Here is a 20603-nt window from a genome sequence, read left to right as displayed (position 1 = left end):
CGGCGCCGAACCCGCCGTGTCGCCAGAGCGAATACCCAATCGTCCTCCGAACGAACCGCCGAACGTCTTCTGATTTCGTGCTTTTTGCTGCTCCGACCGGGTGATCCGCGCTCCGTGACCGCCCGCGAGCACGTTAAGTTGCCTTTCGAACATGGCCGGTGACGGCCCGGGTGACGGATGGGGGCCGTTGTGTCCTCTTCGCGCGCCTGCACCTTCAAGCAGCTGGAGGACCTCGATGACCCTGCCCACCGAACCGATCGGCAGCATCCCCCGCCCGGCGTACCTCGTCGAAGGCCTCGGGGAGTTCGCCGCCGGGCGGATCGACGCCGCCGCGCTCGCCGAGCTGGAGAGCCGGGCGCTGGCCGACACGATCAGCCGGTTCGAGGAGACCGGGTCCCCGGTGCTGACCGACGGCGAGCAGGGGAAGCCGAGCTTCGCGACGTACCCGCTGGCCGGACTCACGGCGCTGGCCCCGGACGGCGTCGTCATCCCGTTCGCCGACGGCCACACCCGCCGGCTGCCGCGGCTGACCGCGGGCCCGTTCCGCTACGCGACCCACGCGGACGAGTACCTGACGCGCGCGAAGGCGGTCACGGCCAAGCCGGTCAAGCAGGCGGTGATCGCCGCCTCCGCGCTTTCGCTGATCTACCCGGCCGACGGCATCGAGGGGTACTCGCAGGAGCAGTTCGTCGCCGACCTGGTGAACGAGGCCGAGGCGGACATCCGGCGCAGCCTCGACGCGGGCGCGGACAGCGTCCAGATCGACTTCACCGAGGGCCGGCTTTCGCTGAAGCTGGACCCGTCCGGTGGCCTGCTGCGCCAGTTCGTCGACCTGAACAACGCGGTCCTCGACCGCTTCACGGCGGAGGAGCGCGCGAAGATCGGCGTCCACACCTGCCCGGGCGGTGACCTGGACTCGGTGCACAGCCTCGACGTCGACTACGCGGGCCTGCTGCCGGCGCTGTTCGACCTCAAGGCCGGGCGCTTCTTCGTCCAGCTGGCCAGCGAGCCCGACCCGGACCGCGCGCTCGGGATCATCGCCGAGAACCTGAAGGCGGACCAGCGGGTGTTCGTCGGCGTCATCGACCCGATCGACCCGCGCGTGGAGACCCCGGAGGAGGTCCGCGACCGGGTGCTGCGGGCGGCCCGGTACGTACCGGTCGACCGGCTGGGGACGTGCGACGACTGCGGGTTCTCGCCGTTCGCGGACGACACGTCGACTTCGCGCGACCTCGCGTTCGCGAAGATCAAGGCCCGGGTCGAAGGCACCCGCCTGGCGGCCGAGAAGCTCGGCTGAGCTCACGCCGTCGTGGCGGCGACCTTGAGGCCGAGCCCGACGAGCAGGCTGCCGAGGACGGCGTCGAGCCCGCGCCGGACCCGGCCGTTGCGGAAGACCTTCTTGAGCGCCCCGACGACCACGGCGAGCGTGACGAACCACAAGACGGTGCCGGCGGTCGCGATGGCGGCGAGTTCGAGGGTCTGCAGGGTCGAGCCGTCGGCGGGGAGGAACTGGGGGAGCAGGGCGAGGAAGTAGACGGCGACCTTGGGGTTGAGCAGGTTGGTGAACAACCCCTGCCGGAAGGCGGCGGCCGCCTTGAGCGGCTCTTCGTCCGCGTCCGCCCCGAGGTCCCGGTACTCCCCGCGCCGGACGGCCAGCCAGGCTTTGACCCCGAGGAAGACGAGGTAACCGGCCCCGACCAGCTTCACGACGGTGAAGGCGACCGCGGAGGCGGTGAGCACGGCGGCGACCCCGAGCGCGATCGCCACGACCCAGGCGAAGACCCCGAGCGCGATCCCGAACCCGGCGGCGATCCCGGCCCGCCGTCCCCCGGTGAGGGACGACCGGGTGACCACGATGAAGTCCGGACCGGGGGACATCGCGCCCAGGATGACGACGAGGAGGAAGGAAGCCGCGGTGGCGCCGGGGATCATGGCCCGAGCTTACGACCGCCCCGCCACCGGTTTTCCCGCATGCCGGTGTTCGAATTTGAACTTCGTGTAGGGTCGATCTTGTGGGCGAATCCAGGGGCGACGACGTGACGGCCGAGGTGCGGACCCGGGTGCGGATCCCGCTGCGCCTGCACGGCGGCGTCGAGGTCGACGCCGAAGCCGTCACCTTCCGGGGGCTCTCGGACGGCGGGGAGCACTTGGCCTTCGTGCTCGGTACGCCGGGGGAGGTTCCGCTCGTCCGGCCGCACTCCGAGTGTCTGACCGGGGACGTGTTCGGGTCCGCTCGGTGTGACTGCGGGCCGCAGTTGGCTGAGGCTGTCGAACGGATTTCCGCTGCGGGTGGTTACCTGCTCTACCTGCGGCAGGAGGGGCGGGGGATCGGGCTCTACAACAAGCTCGACGCCTATGCGCTGCAGGATGACGGTCTTGACACCTATGCCGCCAATGCCGCGCTCGGGTTGCCTGAGGATGCTCGGGACTACGCCGTTGCCGCGCAGATGCTCAAGGCGCTGGGGGCCGGGGAGGTCGATCTGCTCTCCAACAACCCTGACAAGGCTGCTCAGTTGCGGGCTGCTGGGATTGGGGTGCGGGATCAGGTGCCTACTGGGGTTTTCGCCACTGACAACAACGTTCGGTACCTGCGGGCGAAGGCTGAGCAGACTGGGCACACTCTGCGCTTGCCTGGGATTGCCAGTTAAAAGCCTTTTTCGGCTTTACTGATACGGCTTCGCCGGGGCGTGGGAAATCGGCGCTCGTGGTGGTTGCGTTTTTGTGGTGGTCGGCAGTGCCGATTCCCCACGCAACGATCATCGCCACCTGATCGAGTGATGAACATGTGGTCGATGGCCGGGTAATCTTGTTGTGTGGACAGAGAAGCGGTGTGGCAAGCGGACGCGGAGGCTTTGGCCGACCGTCTCCGTGGGCTGCTCACCGTGGTGCGGTCTGCCGAGGCGGAAATCGGTACTCTGCTGGTGGAAATCGAATCCCGCGGGGTTATGGAACTGTTCGGCTATCGCTCGGTTGCCCGGTTGCTGGAGCACCTCGCGGAAATTCCCCACGCGGCCGCCCAGCGCACCGTGGCCCGAGCCCAGGCTCTCACCTCTGCGCACACCCTTGACTCCCCGGCCGCTGTCGCCCCCGCCACCGGCGCTGCCGCTCTGACGGGTGCCTTGAGTACCCCGATGATCGATACCATCATCGAGGCTGTGTCTCGGATCCCCGTCGAGCACCGCGACTCCGCCGAACAGGACCTGCTCGCCTTCGCCGCCGACGCAGGCCACAAACAAGTCGCCGCCCTCGGCGCCCGGATCCTGGCCCACCTCGACCCCGACGGCGCCGAGCCCGAGGACACCGAACCCGCCGCCCCGGCCCGCGAACTGTCGCTGCGCCGCAAAAGAACCGGAACCTGGGAACTCACAGGCCGGTTCGACGACGAGACCGGCACCCGCGCGAGCGCCCTGCTCGACGCCCTGGCCGAACGCCGCACCGCCGACGACGGCGGAGACTTCCGTTCCCCGCAGGAACGCTACGGCGACGCCTTCTCCGACGCCATCGACCTGGCCTTGAACTCCCCAGAGCTGCCCGCGCAGGCCGGTGAACGCGCCCACGTGATGGTCGCGGTGTCCCTGGACGACCTGAGATCCGGGCTCGGCCACGCGACATTGGGCGACACCGGCTTGATCTCGGCAGTCGAGGCCCGCATCCACGCCTGCGACTGCAAGCTGATCCCCACCGTCCTCGGCGCCAGCAGCGAACCTCTGGACTTGGGTAGAGCCCGTCGCCTGATCTCACCCGGCCTCCGCCGAGCCCTGTTCCTGCGTGACCGAGGTTGCGCGTTCCCGGGCTGCCATCGCCCACCGCGGCACTGTCAAGGTCACCACATCCGTCACTGGGCCGACGGCGGCCCCACGGATCTCGCGAACCTGGTTTTGTTGTGCGCGCATCACCACCGGCTGATGCACCGCTCGGGTTGGCAGGTCCGCCTCGCCCCCGACGGCCACCCCGAGTTCCTACCCCCGGTGTTCCTGGACAAGCACCGAAAACCCCGGCGCAACAACCTGCATCAGCCACTGCCCTTCGCGGCTTGATGGGATCGGCCCGTAGCCACCAGGCTCCGGGCCTACACCCATGCGCTGCCCCGCTTCGCGCCGGCAAGCCCATTCGCCGATGCTCCAGCGGATCCATCCACCGACACCGTGCCACAGCGTCTGCTCGTCGTCTGGTCGATCGGCTGCTGTGGTGGCAGCCCGTCCTCGTCTACGGGATCATCCAGGCCAAGGCATCGACCGCAGCTCGTTCACCGCTTCACGCTTGATCGCTCGGACTGCAGGCGGGCGCCCATCCGCCGCAGTGTCCGCTCGTCATGCGCACTAATCGCCCGGACGAAGTCAGGTGCTGAGCCCGTCTCCGCAGCTGCTTGTCGCCGTCTTTCATTGGCTATCCGGGCCAAAGCATCGTCGGGTCGTGAGCTGGGCGGTGGGTCGCCGTAGTGATTGCGTGCCATGGTGCACCGCTCCGTGCCGTGAGGTGCCCGCCGCAGCTGGTCATCATCGCCACGGTCCGCGCCCTCGTCAGCTGGACGAAGGGGCAGTCAGGCGTTCGTTCACGGCTCAGCCGTCCGGGCCGCCGCTGCTGCTCGTCCGAATAAAGGCCTCGCCGGCTAGGTCAGTCGCTGGGCTGTCGCCGCTGCCGGGCCGGTTGTCAGCTTCTCGAGCAGGCCGATCAGCACCGTTCGCTCCTCCGGCGTGAGCGAAGCCGACCACGCCTGCTCGCGGGCGTTGTGCTCCTGGTACGCCTCCGCCACCGATGCGCGGCCCTCCTTCGTCAGGTCCAGCTCGACCGCGCGGCGGTCGCGGGGGACCGCCGCGCGCGTCACCAAGCCGTCGCGCTCCAGGGTCTTGACCAGTGCCGACACCGCCGCTCGGCTCATGCCCGCCAGGCGCGCCACGTGGCGGGACTCCAGGGGGCCGGCCAGCCACAGCACGAACAGCACCCGGAACCCTCCCCAGCTCCAGCCCCGGGGGCGGTGGACCGTCGACTCCCAGTCGTAGACCAGGGCTCCGGCGAGGCGGTGGAGGGTCAGGCCGAGGCGCATGGCCACCGGGTCGGTTGCGGGGAGCTCGGCCTGCGTCTTCCCGATCGCGTAGTCGACGAACGAGAGGTAGTCGAGGTCGGCCGGTCGGTCGGTCATGCGGCCAAGGTTAGGCGACGCGGGGGTTCCGTGCGGCGGGCCGGCGGGCTAGCCTGGCCGAAAGATAGTCAATCCTTTGACGATCAAGGAGCCCGAGCCGTGACGAAGAAAGCTTTCGCCTCTTCGGCCGACCTGGCGGAGAAGGCGCAGACCCTGGAAGTCCTGGACGACGGGGTCTACGCGCTGACCGCCGAGGGCGACCCCAACATCGGTGCCATCGAGGGCGAGGACTTCCTCGTCTGCTTCGAGGCGCTGGCCACTCCCGTCGCGGCCCGTGAGTGGCTCGCCAAGCTGCGGGAGCACACCGGCAAACCCGTGCGCTACCTGGTGCTGAGCCACTACCACGCCGTGCGCGTGCTCGGCGCCTCCGCGTTCGACGCCGAAGTCATCGTCGCGCACGAGAACACCCGGGCGCTGGTCGCCGAGCGCGGGAAGGAGGACTGGGCCAGTGAATTCGGGCGGATGCCGCGGCTGGCCAAAGGCGCGGACTCCGTCCCCGGCCTTACCTGGCCGACGCTGACCTTCTCCGACCGGCTCACCATCGACCTCGGTGGCGAGCGCGGCGATCTCGTCCTCCAGTACTGCGGGCGTGGGCACACCGAAGGCGACATCGTCGCCTGGCTGCCGCGGCAGAAGATCCTTTACGCCGGTGACCTCGTCGAGGCCGAAGCCGCGCTGTACACCGGGGACGCTTTCCACCGGGACTGGGCTTCATCCACTTTGGACCGCGTCGGCGAGTTCGGCGCGGAGACGCTGATCGGCGGGCGCGGTGGGGTGAGCCGGGGCCGGGACGCCGTCGATGCCGCCGTCGCGCAGACCCGGCACTTCCTGCGCACCATGATCCGTGAGGTCGGCGCGGTCCGCGACGCCGGCGGCACGCTCAAGGACGCCTTCGAGCGCACCCACGCGGCCCTGAACGACCAGTACGGGCACTGGCCGATCTTCGAGCACTGCCTGCCCTTCGACGTCTCGCGGCTCTGGGACGAGCTCGGCGGCATCGAACGGCCGGTGGTGTGGACCGCCGAACGCGACCGTGAAGTCTGGGACCAGCTCCAAGGATGACGGTCGCGATCCTCGGCGGCGGCCCGGTCGGTCAGACGGCCGCGCTGCTGCTCGCGCGCTGGGGTGTGCCGGTGGTGCTCGTCGACGAGCACGAGGTGCGCGACCCCGTGGGGTCCAAGGCGATTTGCCAGCAACGGGACACGTTGGACGTCTGGGCGTCGCTCGGCGCGGGGTGCCTCGCCGAGGAAGGGCTCACCTGGACGACCGCCCGGACGTTCCACCGCGAGACCGAGCTGTTCTCGCTGAAGCTGCCCGACGGCGGGTCCGCGCTCCCGCCGTTCGTCAACATCTCGCAGGCGCGCGTCGAGGAAGTCCTCGACGCGCTGATCGCCGAGCAGCCGCTGATCGACGTCCGGCGCGGGCACCGCGTCACCGGCGTCATGCAGCCCGGGTGCGTCGAAATCCAGTGCGAAACCCGGGACGGGCCGCGCCGGATCGAAGCCGACTACGCGATCGCGTGCGCGGGCTCGCGGGGAGACACCGTGCGGCGGGCCCTCGGACAGCAGCTCGCCGGGTTCTCCTTCGGCGACCTGTTCCTGATCTGCGACATCCGTGCCGACCTGCCGGGCTGGGCGGCCGAGCGCCGGTTCCACTTCGACCCGCCGTGGAACCCGGGCCGCCAGGTGCTCATCCACCCGTGCCCGGGTTCGCAGTTCCGCATCGACTGGCAGGTCCCCGACGACTACGACCTCGCGGCCGAGGAGACCGGTGGCGCCCTCGACCACCGGATCCGGGCGATCATCGGCGACCGGCCGTACGAGGTCGTCTGGCGCTCGGTGTACCGCTTCCACACGCGGCTCGTCGACCGGATGCGCGTCGGTCGCGTGCTGCTGGCCGGCGACTGCGCGCACCTGGTCGCGCCGTTCGGGGCGCGCGGGCTCAACTCCGGCGTCGCCGACGCGGAGAACGCGGCCTGGAAGCTCGCCTGGGTCCTGCGCGGCCACGCCGAAGAGGAGCTGCTGGAGAGCTACCACACCGAGCGCCACGCGGCGGCCGCCGAGAACGCGGCGGTCACGACCGCGACCATGGACTTCCTGGTGCCGCAGGACGACGGGCAGCGCGCGCGCCGCCTGGACGTCCTCACCCGCGCCGCCACCGACCCGGCGGTGCACGAGCAAGTCGACTCGGGCCGGCTCGCCGAACCGTTCTGGTACGCGGATTCGCCGTTGACCACGCCCGATCCGGCGCGCCCGCACGCCGGACGGCCCCGGCGGGGGACGCTGCCGCCGCCGGGGCCGGGGGTGCTGCTGCCGGACGTCACCGTCGAGAATGGACGGTTGCGTGACCTGGCCCGCCGGGGTTTCCTCGTCCTGACGACCCCCGGCGTGCGAGCCGAAGGGACGCGGGCGGTGGAGATCCCGGTGGGCGGGGCGCTGGGTGCGCGTCCGGGCGAAGCCTGGCTGGTCCGCCCGGACGCGTACGTCGCCGCCGTCCTACGGGTAGCTGACCAGCGGGCTCACCTGGTGCCCGGTGTTCGCGGCGTCACCCGAATCGTTGATGACGTGCGCGATCGTGCCGACGCCGCCGAGTGAGACCGAAACGAGGTTGTGGAACCTGACCCCGCTGGTGTTCGGCACCTCGAAGGAGTGACTGGCCACGATGGACGGATTGGTGTTGAAGAAGCAGTAGCTGCCCAGGCCCCAGCCTTCGTGGCTGGTCACCGAATCGGCCACCTTGTACGCCGCCCAGCCCTGCCGGCCGCCGCCGCTGGTCCAGGACGCCTGGTCCGGCGGGTCGTACGGCATTTCGTTCTGGAAGAAGTACGTCCGCCCGCCGTTGCCGTTCCAGAGCACCTCGTACTGCTGGTAGTGCTCGACGAACAGGCCGTACATCGTCACGTTCGCGCCGTTGACGACCAGGCCGTTGGCCGCGGTGTTGACGTTCCAGCCGACGCCGTTCGAGTGGTCGCCGCGCCACAGCCACATGTGGTCGCCGATGACGTTGTTCGAGTTCACCACCAGCGTCTGCGTGGCCTTGCCGACGGCCGCGCCGCCGATCCGGAAGAACACGTCGTGCAGCGACGTCGGGTCGGCCGCGTGGTTGGCGTTCGACCCCGGCTGGCCGACCTGCACGAGCACCGGCGAGTTCACCGCGCCCGCGTCGACGAGCAGGCCCGCGATCTTCACACCGTCCACATCGGACGTCGTGATGGCCGCGTTCCCGTTGGTGGGCAGCAACGTCGCCAGGCCGAGGCCGAGCACCACGGTGTCCGGGCGGGTGACGTTCAGCGCCTGGTCGAGGTGGTACACACCGGGCGTCACGAGCAGGTTCTTGCCCGCGGCGAGGGCGGCGTTGATGGTCGCCGCCGAGTCCGACGGGTGTGCGACGTAGAACTCGCTCAGCGAGATCGACTGCCCGGCCGGCGCGCCGTGGCCCCAGCTCGTGCCCTGCGAGTTCTGCCGCAGCGCCGGGACGAACACGTTGTAGCTGCCCGAGCCGTCGACGTAGAGGAACGGCTTCTCGCGGATCACCGGCGTCTGGCCGACGACCGTTTCGGGCGGGTTCGGGAACGACGCCGGCGGGGTGCCGGTGGAACCGACGAACACCATGTTCCAGACGCCACCCTGCCAGCCGCCGAGCTCGCTGTTGCGGGTGAGGAACTGCTGCTGCGACCCGGAAACGGCGACGCCGTCGATCTTGCTGTCGGCGATCAGGCCGCCGCTGGCCCAGCCGTCGCCGCCGTTCCACAGCTGGATCTGGCTGCCCTTGAGGTGCATCCGGCGGTACGGTGCCGCCTGCGCGACGGCCCAGCGCTCGACCTGCCCGGCGGGCAGCGTCACCGAGAGGTTCTCGGCGGAGCGCCAGAAGTTCTGGGTCGCGTTGCCCTTGTTGTTCGGGTTGTCGCCCTGCTGCAGCCAATCCGCCTCGACGCGGACGTGGCCGTTGAGGTTGACGTCGTCGGGGGAGAGGCCGAGGCCCGCCACCTGTTCGTAGAAGCCGAGGTTGACGTCGGCGTTGTAGCTGCCGGGCTTGAACAGCACGGCGTAGCGCTCGTTGCCGAACTGGTTGGTGTGCTGCTGGTTCGCCAGCTGCGTCAGCCGGTTCTGGATCGTCGCGGCCGGCGTCGACGGGTCGAATACCGAGACGTTCGGCCCGAGGTCGGGGTTGCGCGGGTCGGTCGGCGGGATCGTGGTGCCGCCGCCGGTGCCGTGCACGGCCACTTCCCACAGGGAGTAGCCGTAGCCGGTCGCCCGCTGGGTGCCGTAGACCCGCAGGTAGCGGGCGGTGCCGGTGACGGGCACGGTCTGCGTGCCGCCGGTGCCGGTGGTCGTCGTGTACGCGTCGGTCCAGCTCGTGCCGTTGCTCGAGAGCTGCACGCTGAACGCTTTCGCGTACGCGGCTTCCCAGGTGAGCGCCACGTCGCAGAGCTGCTGGGCGGAGCCCAGGTCGACCTGGAGCCACTGCGGGTCGCTGAACGCGCTGGACCAGCGCGTGCCGGCGTTGCCGTCGACCGCGGCGGACGCGGGGGTGCCGCCGTTTTCGGCGGACGACGCGGTCGTGGTGCGGCCTTGGGCGAGGTTGGTCGTCCCGCACGCGGCGGCCTGGGCCGGCGCGGCGCCGACCACCGCCGCGGTGGTGACCGCGGTGACGAAGGTGGTGGCGATGACGAGGAGGCGGTGTACGGGGGAGAACGTCGTTGATCTCATCGGCCTGCCTGCTGATCGGGGGAGGACGTGCGAAAGGGACCGGGCGAGCCCCACAGCTCGCGCCGGCGTCGGGTGGTGCGGCGGGTTCGCGCCCCGGCACCCGCCGGCACCGTGAGCCGGAGGAGCGGTACCAGGGTGGGTGCGACGGCGCGAACCGGTCAGCCCGAGGGTGTGCGTGACGCGGAGAACCGATCCGGGTGGCGGTCACGGAACCGGTTCCAGCGGGTCGAAGTCAACACCGCGGGGTTCGGCGGAGTCAAGGATCCGGCGCGGATTCGTTCTCCCGGACCAATCCCGGCCGTGGTCCGCGACCGTCCGGCGCAGGGAAGTTGACATTTTACGGCTCTTTATTTATATCCTGAACTAAGAGCGTGCCGACGGCCGGGACCCACACTCGCGCCGAGGGCCACGTGAGCCGATCCGCGCCGGGGCAAGGCCGCCCCGGCGCCGGTTCGCCGTGGAGGTGCCCATGCAACGCCGCACGCCGAAGACCACTCCGTCCGCAGCCGCCGGGGGAGGAACGAGATCCGCCCGGGTGGGTGGGGTGGTGCCACGTGCCGCCCGCCGGGCCGGCTCGCTCCGGCCCGCCGGCTGGTGGGCCGGGGGAAGCTGGACCGGATCCCGCCGGACCGGGGTTCGTTGGCTGGGGGCTCGCTGGGGTGGTGGTTCGCCCCGGCCGGCGGCCGACGGGGGTGGTGGTTCGCCTCGACCGGCGGCCGACGGGGGTGGTGGTTCGCCCCGGCTGGCGGCCGACTGGAGTGGCCCGGTCCGGCCCGTCGACGGCCCGGCCGGAACCGAGGGAACTGAGGGCCGCCGGTCTGGGGCCGGCCGGACTGCCGGCCGCAGGGCCGGAACTGGCTGGACCGGGACCCGCCGGATCACTGCCCGGCGCCGGGCCGGAACTGGCTGGACCGGGACCCGCCGGATCACTGCCCGGCGCCGGGCCGGAACTGGCTGGACCGGGGCCGGTCGGACCGGAGCCCGCCGGGCCGGCTCGCTCCGGACCGGGCGCCGGTGGGTCGGGGCTCGCTGGACCGCCCTCGCCGTCCTCGCGCTCACCCTCGCCGCCCTCTTCACCGCGCCGGCTGCCCAGGCCGCTCCCGTTCTGCTCTCCCAAGGCCGCCCCGTCACGGCGTCGTCCACCGAATCCGGTGCCTTCCCCGCGTCGGCCGCCGTCGACGGTGACGCCGGTACCCGGTGGTCCAGCGCCTTCGGCGACCCCCAATGGCTCCAGGTCGACCTCGGCTCCACCCAGCAGCTGTCCCAGGTCGTCCTCACCTGGGAAGCCGCGTACGCCAAGGCCTTCACGATCCAGGCCTCCGCCGACGGCGCCACCTGGACGTCCCTCTACTCGACCACCACCGCGACCGGCGGCAGCCAGACCCTGAACGTCACCGGCAGCGGCCGGTACGTACGGCTCACCGGGACCCAGCGGGCCACCCAGTACGGCTACTCGCTCTGGGAGTTCCAGGTCTACGGCGGGGGCGGCACCACCCAGCCCGGCGATGCCCTGCTGTCCTACGGCAAGTCCGGCACGGCGTCCTCCTACCAGGACGACGGCGCCTGCCCCGGGTGCCTCCCGGCGAAGGCGTTCGACCACGACCCCGCCACGCGCTGGGCGACGAGCGCCACCACCGGCTGGGTCGACCCCGGCTGGATCACCGTCGACCTCGGGGCCACCGCCGCGATCCACCAGGTCGTCCTGCAGTGGGATCCGGCCTACGCCGTCGCCTACCAGATCCAGGTGTCGAACGACAACGCGAACTGGACCTCGCTCTATTCGACCACCAGCGGCAAGGGGTTCAAGGAAACTTTGACCGTCAACGGGTCCGGCCGGTACGTCCGGATGTACGGCACCGCCCGCTCGAACGGCTACGGCTACTCGCTGTGGGGCTTCGACGTCTACGGCACCGGCGGCAACCCGACGCCCCCGCCGCCCGTGCCGCCCGCTCCGCACTTCCCGGGCACGCTGGTCTGGAGCGACGAGTTCAACGGGGCCGCGGGCGCGAACCCGGACGCGAGCAAGTGGACCGCCGAGACCGGCGCGGGCGTCAACAACGAGCTCGAGTACTACACGAACAACAACAACGCCAAGCAGGACGGCCGCGGGAACCTCGTCATCCAGGTCCGCCGCGAAGCCACGCCGGGCAGCGCCTGCCCGGTCGACCCGGTCAGCGGCAGCGGCACCTGCCAGTACACCTCCGGCCGGATCAACACCGCCGGCAAGTTCAGCTTCACCTACGGGCACGTCGAGGCCAACATCAAGGTGTCCGGCACGCAGGGGCTGTGGCCCGCGTTCTGGTTGCTGGGCGCCAACTTCTTCAGCGGCACGCCGTGGCCCAACTGCGGTGAGATCGACATCATGGAACACGTCGGGAAGTCGCCGAACCTGGCCTACTCGACCATCCACGCCCCGGCGTACAACGGTGCGGGCGGCATCGGCGCACCCCTGGACCTCGGGCAGGACGTCGCCGCCGGGTTCCACAAGTTCGGGCTCGACTGGGACGCCTCGCACATGACCTTCTACGTCGACGGAAACGCCTTCGAGACGATCAACCGCGACACGGTCGAGAGCACGCGGGGCCCGTGGGTGTACGACCACCCGTTCTTCCTGATCCTCAACAACGCCATCGGCGGGGACTTCCCCGGCCCGCCGGGCGCGGGCACCGTGCTCCCGCAGGACATGGTGATCGACTACGTGCGGGTCTACCAGTGAGGCGGCTCGTCCTCGCCGCGGTGGTGACGGCGGGCCTGCTCGCCGTCCCACCGCTCGCCGCCCAGGCGGCCCCCGCGCTGCTCTCGCAGGGGCACGCCGTGACCGCGTCCTCCACCGAGAACGCCGCCTTCCCGGCGAGCGCGGCGGTCGACGGCGACCCGGGCACGCGCTGGTCCAGCCTCGCCGCCGATCCGCAGACGCTGCAGGTCGACCTCGGTTCGGTGCACCCCTTGAACCAGGTCGTCCTCCAGTGGGAGGCGGCCTACGCCAAGGCGTTCACGATCCAGGCCTCGGCGGACGGCGGCCAGTGGAGCACCGTGTACTCGACCACGACCGGCACCGGCGGCACCCAGACGCTGCTGGTGTCGGGCAGCGGCCGTTACGTCCGGCTGACCACCACCCAGCGCGCGACCCAGTGGGGCGTGTCGCTGTGGGAGTTCCAGGTCTTCGGCGACGGCTCGGCCCAGGCGTGCGGCAGTGCGAACGCTGCGCTGCGCCAGCCCGCGACCGCGTCGAGCGTCCAGTCGGACGCGTTCCCGGCGAGCGCGGCCGTCGACGGCGACGGCGGGACGAGGTGGTCGAGCCTGGCCACCGACCCGCAGTGGCTCCAGGTCGACCTCGGCAGCGCCCGCCAGGTCTGCGGCGTCGACCTGACCTGGGAGGCGGCGTACGCGAGTGCGTACACGGTCCAGTTGTCGACCAACGGGACGTCGTGGACGACGGCGGCGACCGTCACCGGGGCGGGCGGCACCGAACACCCGGCCGTTTCGGGCACGGCGCGGTACGTCCGGGTGAACGCCACCGCACGGGCCACCCAGTGGGGCGTCTCGCTGTGGGAGTTCGCCGTGCACACCGCCGACAGCGCACCGCCGCCGACCGGGTGCCCGTGGGTCGGCTCCACGGCTCCGGTCGCGGACCGGGTCACCCAGTTGATGGCCGCGATGACCCCGCAGCAGAAGGTGAAGGTGCTGCACGGCAACGGCGCCACCGGGCCGTACATCGGCAACACCGACGCCGTGCCCGAGCTGTGCATCCCGGCGCTCGGCCTGCAGGACGGGCCGGCCGGGGTCGGCGACGGCCTCGACGGCGTCACCCAGTTCCCGGCGCCGGTGACGGCCGCGGCGACCTGGGACACCGGCCTGCTGAACCGGTACGGCACGGCGATGGGTGCCGAGTTCGCCGGGAAGGGCGTCGACATCGCGCTCGGCCCGACGATCAACCTGGTCCGCGATCCGCGGTGGGGCCGGAACTTCGAGACCTACGCCGAGGACCCGTACCTCGCCGGGGCGGCCGGGACCGCGACGATCCAGGGCATCCAGAGCCAGGGCGTACTGGCGCAGGCCAAGCACGCGGCCGCCTACAACGTCGAGGCCGGGGCGTCGCGCGGCACGCCGTCGGACAACGTCATCGTCGACGACCGGACCCTGCACGAGCTGTACCTGCCGGCGTTCCAGCAGGTGGCGAGCCAGGGCCAGGTCGCGTCGATGATGTGCGCCTACAACCAGATCAACGGCGTTCCCGCGTGCCAGAACAGCGGCGTGCTCACCACGGCGATCAAGCAGGACGCGAACTGGGGCGGCTTCGTCGGCTCCGACTGGGGTTCGGCGACCGGCGGCCCGCGGCAGCTGGCCAATGGCGGGCTGGACATGGAGATGCCCGGCGGTGCGTTCTTCGGCCAGGGCCTGCTCGACGCCGTTTCGCGCGGCGAGGTCACGCAGGCGCGCGTCGACGACATGGTCCGGCGGGTGCTCACGCAGATGTTCCGGTTCGGCGTCTTCGACCGGGCCCGGCGGGGGACACCCCAGTCGGTCGTGACGAACGCGGCCAACGTGACGACCGCGCGGGACGTCGCCGCGGCCGGGTCGGTGCTGCTGAAGAACACCGGCGTCCTGCCGCTGACCGCTTCGACGAAATCGATCGCGCTCTCCGGCGGCGACGGGATCGACCCGCAGAACATCGGCGGCGGCAGCGCCAAGGTGAACCCGTCACCGGCGTCGGTGAACCCGATCGACGGGATCAGGGCGCGGGCCGGGACCGGCGTCACGGTGTCCTATGTGGACGGCGCGGGTGAGCACGTCCAGACGCCGAACATCCCGGCCGCGGTGGCCCAGGCGCGCACCGCGGACGTGGCCATCGTGTTCGCCAGCTACGGCGAATCCGAGACCGAGGACCTCGAGACGATCGATCTGCAGCACCAGCAGAACGACCTGATCGACGCCGTGGCCTCGGCCAACCCGCGCACGGTCGTCGTGCTCAACACCGGCTCGGCGGTGACCATGCCGTGGCTGGGTAAGGTCGCCGCGGTGATCGAGGGCTGGTACCCGGGCCAGGAGAACGGCAACGCGATCGCGTCGCTGCTCTACGGCGACGTCAACCCCTCTGGCAAGCTGCCGGTCAGCTTCCCGAAGCAGCTCGCCGACCTGCCGACGGCGAACGTCCAGCAGTTCCCGGGCGCCAACGACCGGATCGAGTACTCCGAAGGGCTCAACGTCGGCTACCGCTGGTACGACAGCCGCAACCTCGACCCGCTGTTCCCGTTCGGCTTCGGCCTGTCGTACACGACGTTCGGGTTCTCGAACCTGGTCGTCACGCCGCAGGGGATCAACGGCACCGCCACCGTGACGGCGACGGTGACCAACACCGGCACGCGGGCCGGCGCCGACGTCGTCCAGCTCTACGTCGGGCAGCCCGCCGGCAACGGGGAGCCGCCCAAGCAGCTGAAAGGGTTCAAGAAGGTCCAGCTGAACCCCGGGCAGAGCCAGGCCGTGTCGTTCCCGCTCACCCCGCGGGACCTGGCGCACTGGACCGGTTCGTGGACGGCGAACGCGGGGCAGTACCGCGTCTACGTCGGCGACTCGTCGCGGAACGTGCCCCTGTCGGGCGCGCTGACCGTTTCCTGAGTCGATTCCCGGACCACCAGTGCGGTCGGGACGATCAGCGGCCGTCCCGGCGGCGGCGCCCCGGCGAGCTGCGCGAGCAGCTGCCGGGCCGCCGTCTCGCCCATGGCCCGCAGCGGCTGGCGGATCGTCGTCAGCGGCGGCTGGGTGTGCGCGGCCAGGGGGATGTCGTCGAAGCCGACCACGGCGACGTCCCCCGGCACCGCGCGCCCGGACTTGCGCAGCCCGGCCAGCACGCCGGCCGCGGTGAGGTCGTTGTGCGCGAACACCGCGTCGAACTCCGGGCCCGACGCCAGCAGCTGGAGGATCGCGGCTTCACCGCTTTCGCTCGTGAAGTCGCCTTCGATGATCAGCCGGGAGTCGAGCGTCAGCCCGGCGTCGAGGACGGCTTCGTTGAACCCGTTGAGGCGGTCGGCGGTGCAGCCGAAGTCGCGCGGCCCGGTGACCGTGGCCAGCCGGGCGCGGCCGGTGGCGAGCAGGTGGCGGGCCGCCACCGCGCCGCCGTGGCGGTTGTCCGTGCCCACCGAGGGGAACGCGGGACGGCGGCCGCGGTCGTCGATCACCACCACCGGCAGCCCGGAGTCGTGCAGGACGCGCAGGTGGCGCACCGCGTCCGGCGGTTCGATGAGCAGCAGGCCGTCGAACGCCTTCGCCGACACCTGCCGCGAGAACTCGTCCAGGGATTCGGCGCCGCGGTTGGCGGTGGACAGCAGCAGGCCGTAGCCCTTCGACTCCACGACGTCGGCGACGCCCTGCAGCACTTCGCCCATCCACGGCCAGGTCAGCCCCGGCACGAGCATCCCGACCGTGCGGGTCACGCCGCGGGCCAGGCCGACCGCGCCGGCGCTGGGGATGTACCCGGTCGCGGCGATCACCTCGCGCACCCGGATCGCGGTCGCGGCGTCCACATCGGCTTTGTTGTTGAGGACCCTGGACACGGTCGTCTTGCTCACCCGCGCGCGGCGGGCGACCTCGGCGATCGTGACGCGCATCCGTCCTCCCGAGCGGGGGGTGGCAAGTCCTGTGGTGCCAAGGTACTCGCCCCGGGCCCCGCCGCGACCGGTCCGAAATCGATCAAGTCCACCCGGACAACCGCGTGAGACCCGCGTCGCCGCTGCGCCAGTCCGTCCGGACGGCGACGTACCGGGCCGGCCCGGTGATCTTCACGGTGGCGGTGCGGCCACGGCCCGCCGGGCCCGCGGTGGTGTAGGTGACGCCGTCGGTGCTGGTTTCCACCGTGGCGGCGGGCACGCGCCCGGGCGTCCAGGCCAGCTCGACCCGGGAAACCGCGGTCACCGCGCCGAGATCGACGACCAGCCGGCCGCCGGGGCCGGGCCGCCACGCGGTCGCCGGGTCGTCGTCGACCGCGGCGGCCGGGCTCGACATCCCGGGCGGCAGCGGTTCGGCGGGGAAGGCACGGGCGCCGAGCGCGAGGTCGGCCAGGGGGTGGGGCCGGAGCTCGCCGAACACGACGGGCACCGTCCGGCGGGGTGGCAGCACCACCGCCCGCGCGCGGCCGCCGTCCGGTGTCACCGTGACGACCGACGGCAGCGCCCCCGGCGCGGTGAGGTCGACGCGGCTCGCGTCGCGCACGACCGCCTTCAGCCCGGCCGGGCCGCGCACGGTGAACCGCGGGGGTTCGACGCGGCCTTCGGCGGCCGCGAGGTCCAGCGTGAACGTGGTCCCGGTCGTCGTGAGGACCTGTTCCCCGCGGTAGAGCCGCTTCTCCGGCCGGTTCTGCGGGAGCTCCGCGGTGCCCGCGGCAGCGGTACCGGAAAGGTTGACCAGCACGAGGAAGCCGTCGGTGACGCTCGCCCGGACCGCCGGCGCGGTGGTCGTGACGCGTCCGGACGGCTTCGCGCCGGCCGGTGCCGGGTACAGCTCCGCGAGCAGGGGCGCGGCGGGGCCGTCCGAGAGGGTGACGCGGTCGCCGGTGACGGTGAGCGGGTTCGGGCTGTCGACGACGATCCCGGCCCGCCCGTCGATGTCCAGCCGGCCGCCGGTGCTGCGCAGCGCCGGGACCGGGTAGGTCGCCACCGCTGTCCAGGTCACGCCGTCGGGCGAGGTTTCGATCCGGTACTTCCGCCCGGCGGCCGCCTCCCAGCTCAGCCGCGCGCGATCGAGGGACGCGGGGGCGCCGAGGTCGACGGCGAGCCAGCTGTCCGCGCGCGTCCGGTCCGATGTGGACACCGCCCAGCGCGTCGCCGGGTCGCCGTCGGTGGCGTACTTCGCTTCTTTGCCCGCCGTCGCGGAGGAAGCCGTCGCCGTGCCGGCCCGGGCGAGGTCGGGGCCCTCGCCGTCGCGGACCTCGAACGCCCAGAGCGAGTAGCCGTACTGCGGGTCCGGCTGGACGCCGAGCATCCGGACGTACCGCGCGGTGACCGGCGCGAAGGTGACGTCGTCGGTGCGCGCGCCGGCCGGCCCGGCCTGCGCCTCGACGGTCACGGTGCCTTCGGCCGCGGTGTAGCTGCGGTCGCCGTCGAGGCCGGGCACGCCGGGCATGGCGAGGTTGTGGACGTTCAGGACGCCTTCGCTCTCGGCGACGCCGGTGCTCGCGTAGACGGCGGCGCCGGTGGGCAGGGTGGCGAGGGCGGCGTACCCGGTGTCGAAGCGCAGGACGCCGACGGTGCCGTCGAAGCCGTCGCGGACCTTCTCGTACGTCGTCGCGTGGCGTTCGCGCACGGCGATGTTCGTCGCGGGCAGCAGCGCGGGGTTGGCGCCGCCGAGCACGAAGAGCCAGTCGTCGTGGTGCGGCTGCCAGGCGAACTTGACGAACCCGGGCTTGGTCACGGTGCCCGCCCAGGCGCCGGGGGAGCGGTGGGCGAGCAGCCCCGGCCCGGTCCCGAAGTCGGCGACCCCGGCGGCGTGGGCGTCGAACTCGTCCTTGCGCACCGGCGTGACCCGGCCGCCGTGGCTCGCCCGCCACTCGTGCAGCAGGTAGCTGATGGCGAGTTCGGCACGGGCCTCCGGCTCGTACTTCGGCTCCCCGGAGAACTTCGTGATCCGGTCGGCGGGCGGGTAAGCCTGGTACGGCTCGAGCCGGCCGGCCAGCTGCGCCTCGGCGTAGGCGGCGTAGCGGTCGCCGAGGACCTGGGCGCGGAAGGCGAGCGGGATGACGTCGCGGCCGTAGAGGTGCTCGCGGTCGGCGACCATCGGCATCAGCGGTTCGCCGGCGTCGCTGGTCATGAGCAGCATGGTGCGCCAGAGCAGTTCGCCGTTCGGTTGCGCGGTGAGCACCTCGGGCAGCGGCGTCCCGGCGGCGAGGAAGTGCATCGCGTTGCGGCCGGACGTGCGCCAGAGCTCTTCCTGGTAGTGCGGGCCGAACGAGCCGTGGTTCTCGACGAGGAAGGTGTCGTAGAGGTTGGTGGCGGTGTTGGCGCTGACCGGACGGCCGTCGACGAGCCGCGGGTTGGCCAGGTCGGCCGCGGGCAGCCCGGCTTCGTTGCGGCTCCAGGTGCCGAAGGCGTCGCGCCACGCCTGCGCGCGCGGGTCGGCCGGCGCCCAGGCCAGCGCCGGGGCGAGGGATTGGGCGTAGACACCCATTTCTTCCAGTTTCGTGTCGCCGACGTGGCCGCCTTGGAGGCCGTTGGGGGTCCAGCTGCCGGAGGCCGGGTCGTCGCCGCTGCCGAGCGCCGTCGTGTACGCGGCCTGTCCGGTCGCGATGCGTTCGACGTTCGCCCGCGTCGCGGTGTCCAGGTCCGTCCACAGTAGACGGGCGGCGAGCAGGAAGTACGACTGGAAGGTGGTGTCGAAGAACAGCTTGCGGCCCCACTCGGTCCCGCCGGTGAGCAGGTTGGACGCGGCGAAGTGCCGGAGCGTGGCGAGGGTGTGGGCCTTGAGCGTGTCCTGGCCGACGCCCGCGACCTCGGCGTCGTAGCCGCCGCGGGTGAGGAGGACGGCGTTGCCGAGCACGACGGCGAAGGTGAAGTCGCGGGCCGGGTAGATCCCGGCTTTCGCGTCGAACTGCTGCTCGGCCCAGCGGGTGTGCCGCAGCAGCACCCGCAGGTACGTGGCGGCGACCGGATCGGGCGGCGCCGCGGCCGCGTCCGCCCGGCCGGGCAGGTTCACCAGCAGCGCGGCGGCACCGGCCGCCCCGAACAGGGCGAGCGCGTGCCGCCGGTCGAGCTCGCCCATGCGTGACCTCCCAGGCCGTTGACAACCTTGTCAGCGCGGATTCTGGGACGGCGGGCGGCGCGCGGGCAACCCCGGGAGCGGATCCCGTCCGGTTTCGGACAAGACCCGGGTAATTCGTATAACGACCTATACCGCGGGTCTTGCGTGGATCTCGGGGCCGCGCTGGTGGGAGCAAGCTCACCGGCGCCGGGCCGGCCCGCCGTGTTGAGATGACAACGTGATCACCGACCCGGCCACCCTGCTGCTCCTCGTGCTCGCCGGCGTGGGCGCCGGGCTCACCGGGGCCATCGCCGGGCTCGCTTCGCTCGTCTCCTACCCGGCGCTGCTGGCCGCCGGGCTGCCGCCGGTCGTCGCCAACGTGACCAACACCGTCGCCATGCTCGGCACCACCGCCGGGGCCGCCGCCGGCGCCCGGCCCGAACTCGCCGGCCAGCGCGCCCGGATCGTCCCGCTCTGCCTCATCACCACCGTCGGCGGCGCGGTCGGCGGAGCCGTGCTCCTCCTGACGCCGTCCGGCGCGTTCACCGCGATCGTCCCGTGGCTCATCGGCGGCGCCGCCGTGGTCCTGATGGCGGGCCCGCGCCTGCGCCGCCTGGCCGAAGCCGCCGAGCACCACGGCCTCCGGCCCGCCACCGGCGTCGCCGCGTTCTTCATCGGCATCTACGGCGGCTACTTCGGTGCCGCCGCCGGTGTTCTCATGCTCGCCCTGCTCGTCTCGGTGTGGAGCCAGCCGCTCGCCCGGACGAACGCCGCGAAGAACCTGGTCACCGGATCGGCGAACTTCCTCGCCGCGATCGTGTTCGCCTGCACCGGCAAGGTCGTCTGGCTCGCCGCGCTCGCCGTCTGCCTCGGTTCGCTCGGCGGCTCGTGGCTGGGCTCGACCCTCGTGCGCCACCTGCCCGCGACACCGCTGCGCATCGGGATCGGGATCGCCGGGCTGGGGCTGGCCGCCGTGCTCGGCTGGCAGGCTTACGCCTGAAAGACTTTCCCGCTCTCGGGCTGACGGC

The 20603-nt window shown here is 71.9% G+C and carries 12 protein-coding genes and 1 pseudogene; 8 read left to right on the top strand and 5 right to left on the bottom strand.

Annotation, left to right across the window (positions count from 1 at the left end; translation table 11 throughout):
* Nucleotides 1–235 precede the first annotated feature (235 nt).
* Nucleotides 236–1297 carry a cobalamin-independent methionine synthase II family protein gene (locus tag MUY14_RS16430; protein WP_247023883.1) on the top strand — a complete coding sequence of 354 codons (1062 nt, stop codon included), beginning with the start codon at nt 236–238 and terminating at the stop codon, nt 1295–1297.
* 2 nt (nt 1298–1299) lie between these two features.
* Here MUY14_RS16430 and MUY14_RS16425 read toward each other — a convergent pair whose 3' ends face one another.
* The gene (locus MUY14_RS16425; RefSeq protein WP_247023882.1) at nt 1300–1932 is read right to left on the bottom strand and encodes a LysE family translocator; all 633 of its coding nucleotides are present in this window, start codon (nt 1930–1932) and stop codon (nt 1300–1302) included.
* Nucleotides 1933–2036: 104 nt separating this feature from the next.
* On the opposite strand from MUY14_RS16425, the gene ribA reads away from it, so the two are divergent.
* Together ribA and MUY14_RS16415 are read left to right on the top strand one after the other, a co-directional pair.
* A complete protein-coding gene (ribA, locus tag MUY14_RS16420) occupies nt 2037–2648 on the top strand; it encodes a GTP cyclohydrolase II (protein WP_247025150.1) in 612 nt (203 codons plus the stop codon).
* A gap of 165 nt (nt 2649–2813) precedes the next feature.
* The gene (locus tag MUY14_RS16415) at nt 2814–4037 is read left to right on the top strand and encodes an HNH endonuclease signature motif containing protein (RefSeq protein WP_247023881.1); all 1224 of its coding nucleotides are present in this window, start codon (nt 2814–2816) and stop codon (nt 4035–4037) included.
* Between the two features lie 572 nt (nt 4038–4609).
* Here MUY14_RS16415 and MUY14_RS16410 read toward each other — a convergent pair.
* Entirely contained in the window at nt 4610–5140 is a 531-nt protein-coding gene (locus MUY14_RS16410) for a MarR family winged helix-turn-helix transcriptional regulator (protein WP_247023880.1), read from the bottom strand.
* A gap of 99 nt (nt 5141–5239) precedes the next feature.
* Here MUY14_RS16410 and MUY14_RS16405 point away from each other — a divergent pair, with 99 nt between their 5' ends.
* Both MUY14_RS16405 and MUY14_RS16400 read left to right on the top strand, forming a co-directional pair.
* Nucleotides 5240–6202 (top strand): MBL fold metallo-hydrolase, encoded by a 963-nt coding sequence (locus MUY14_RS16405; RefSeq protein WP_247023879.1) that lies wholly within the window; start codon nt 5240–5242, stop codon nt 6200–6202.
* Nucleotides 6199–7734 carry an FAD-dependent monooxygenase gene (locus MUY14_RS16400; RefSeq protein WP_247023878.1) on the top strand — a complete coding sequence of 512 codons (1536 nt, stop codon included), beginning with the start codon at nt 6199–6201 and terminating at the stop codon, nt 7732–7734. The genes MUY14_RS16405 and MUY14_RS16400 overlap by 4 nt, the downstream gene beginning before the upstream one ends.
* Here the strand turns inward: MUY14_RS16400 and MUY14_RS16395 are convergent.
* Nucleotides 7636–9849: a discoidin domain-containing protein gene (locus MUY14_RS16395; protein ID WP_247023877.1), complete on the bottom strand. Its 2214-nt coding sequence runs from the start codon at nt 9847–9849 to the stop codon at nt 7636–7638. The two genes, MUY14_RS16400 and MUY14_RS16395, sit on opposite strands and share 99 nt — an antisense overlap.
* 1039 nt (nt 9850–10888) lie before the next feature.
* Here MUY14_RS16395 and MUY14_RS16390 point away from each other — a divergent pair.
* Nucleotides 10889–12565 (top strand): annotated as a pseudogene (locus MUY14_RS16390) (discoidin domain-containing protein); the annotation flags it as partial.
* Nucleotides 12562–15465: a glycoside hydrolase family 3 C-terminal domain-containing protein gene (locus tag MUY14_RS16385; protein WP_247023875.1), complete on the top strand. Its 2904-nt coding sequence runs from the start codon at nt 12562–12564 to the stop codon at nt 15463–15465. The pseudogene MUY14_RS16390 and the gene MUY14_RS16385, both read left to right, overlap by 4 nt.
* Here the strand turns inward: MUY14_RS16385 and MUY14_RS16380 are convergent.
* Both MUY14_RS16380 and MUY14_RS16375 read right to left on the bottom strand, forming a co-directional pair.
* Nucleotides 15408–16454 carry a LacI family DNA-binding transcriptional regulator gene (locus tag MUY14_RS16380; RefSeq protein ID WP_247023874.1) on the bottom strand — a complete coding sequence of 349 codons (1047 nt, stop codon included), beginning with the start codon at nt 16452–16454 and terminating at the stop codon, nt 15408–15410. The genes MUY14_RS16385 and MUY14_RS16380 overlap by 58 nt on opposite strands.
* An 82-nt stretch (nt 16455–16536) precedes the next feature.
* The gene (locus MUY14_RS16375; RefSeq protein ID WP_247023873.1) at nt 16537–19596 is read right to left on the bottom strand and encodes a discoidin domain-containing protein; all 3060 of its coding nucleotides are present in this window, start codon (nt 19594–19596) and stop codon (nt 16537–16539) included.
* Between the two features lie 217 nt (nt 19597–19813).
* On the opposite strand from MUY14_RS16375, the gene MUY14_RS16370 reads away from it, so the two are divergent.
* Nucleotides 19814–20575, top strand: a complete 762-nt coding sequence (locus tag MUY14_RS16370; protein WP_247023872.1) for a sulfite exporter TauE/SafE family protein — start codon at nt 19814–19816, stop codon at nt 20573–20575.
* Nucleotides 20576–20603: the final 28 nt, after the last annotated feature.

The sequence above is a fragment of the Amycolatopsis sp. FBCC-B4732 genome, from assembly GCF_023008405.1.
Classification (GTDB): Bacteria; Actinomycetota; Actinomycetes; order Mycobacteriales; family Pseudonocardiaceae; genus Amycolatopsis; species Amycolatopsis pretoriensis_A.
Note: the sequence above shows the minus strand (reverse complement) of the source record. Positions and strands in the feature narration are given on the sequence as shown.

What these genes read in the sequence shown, in the direction of transcription:
- MUY14_RS16430 (WP_247023883.1), top strand. Translation starts at nt 236, where the DNA reads ATGACCCTGCCCACCGAACCGATCGGCAGCATCCCCCGCCCGGCGTAC.
- MUY14_RS16425 (WP_247023882.1), bottom strand. Translation starts at nt 1,932, where the DNA reads ATGATCCCCGGCGCCACCGCGGCTTCCTTCCTCCTCGTCGTCATCCTG.
- MUY14_RS16410 (WP_247023880.1), bottom strand. Translation starts at nt 5,140, where the DNA reads ATGACCGACCGACCGGCCGACCTCGACTACCTCTCGTTCGTCGACTAC.
- MUY14_RS16400 (WP_247023878.1), top strand. Translation starts at nt 6,199, where the DNA reads ATGACGGTCGCGATCCTCGGCGGCGGCCCGGTCGGTCAGACGGCCGCG.
- MUY14_RS16395 (WP_247023877.1), bottom strand. Translation starts at nt 9,849, where the DNA reads ATGAGATCAACGACGTTCTCCCCCGTACACCGCCTCCTCGTCATCGCC.
- MUY14_RS16380 (WP_247023874.1), bottom strand. Translation starts at nt 16,454, where the DNA reads ATGCGCGTCACGATCGCCGAGGTCGCCCGCCGCGCGCGGGTGAGCAAG.
- MUY14_RS16375 (WP_247023873.1), bottom strand. Translation starts at nt 19,596, where the DNA reads ATGGGCGAGCTCGACCGGCGGCACGCGCTCGCCCTGTTCGGGGCGGCC.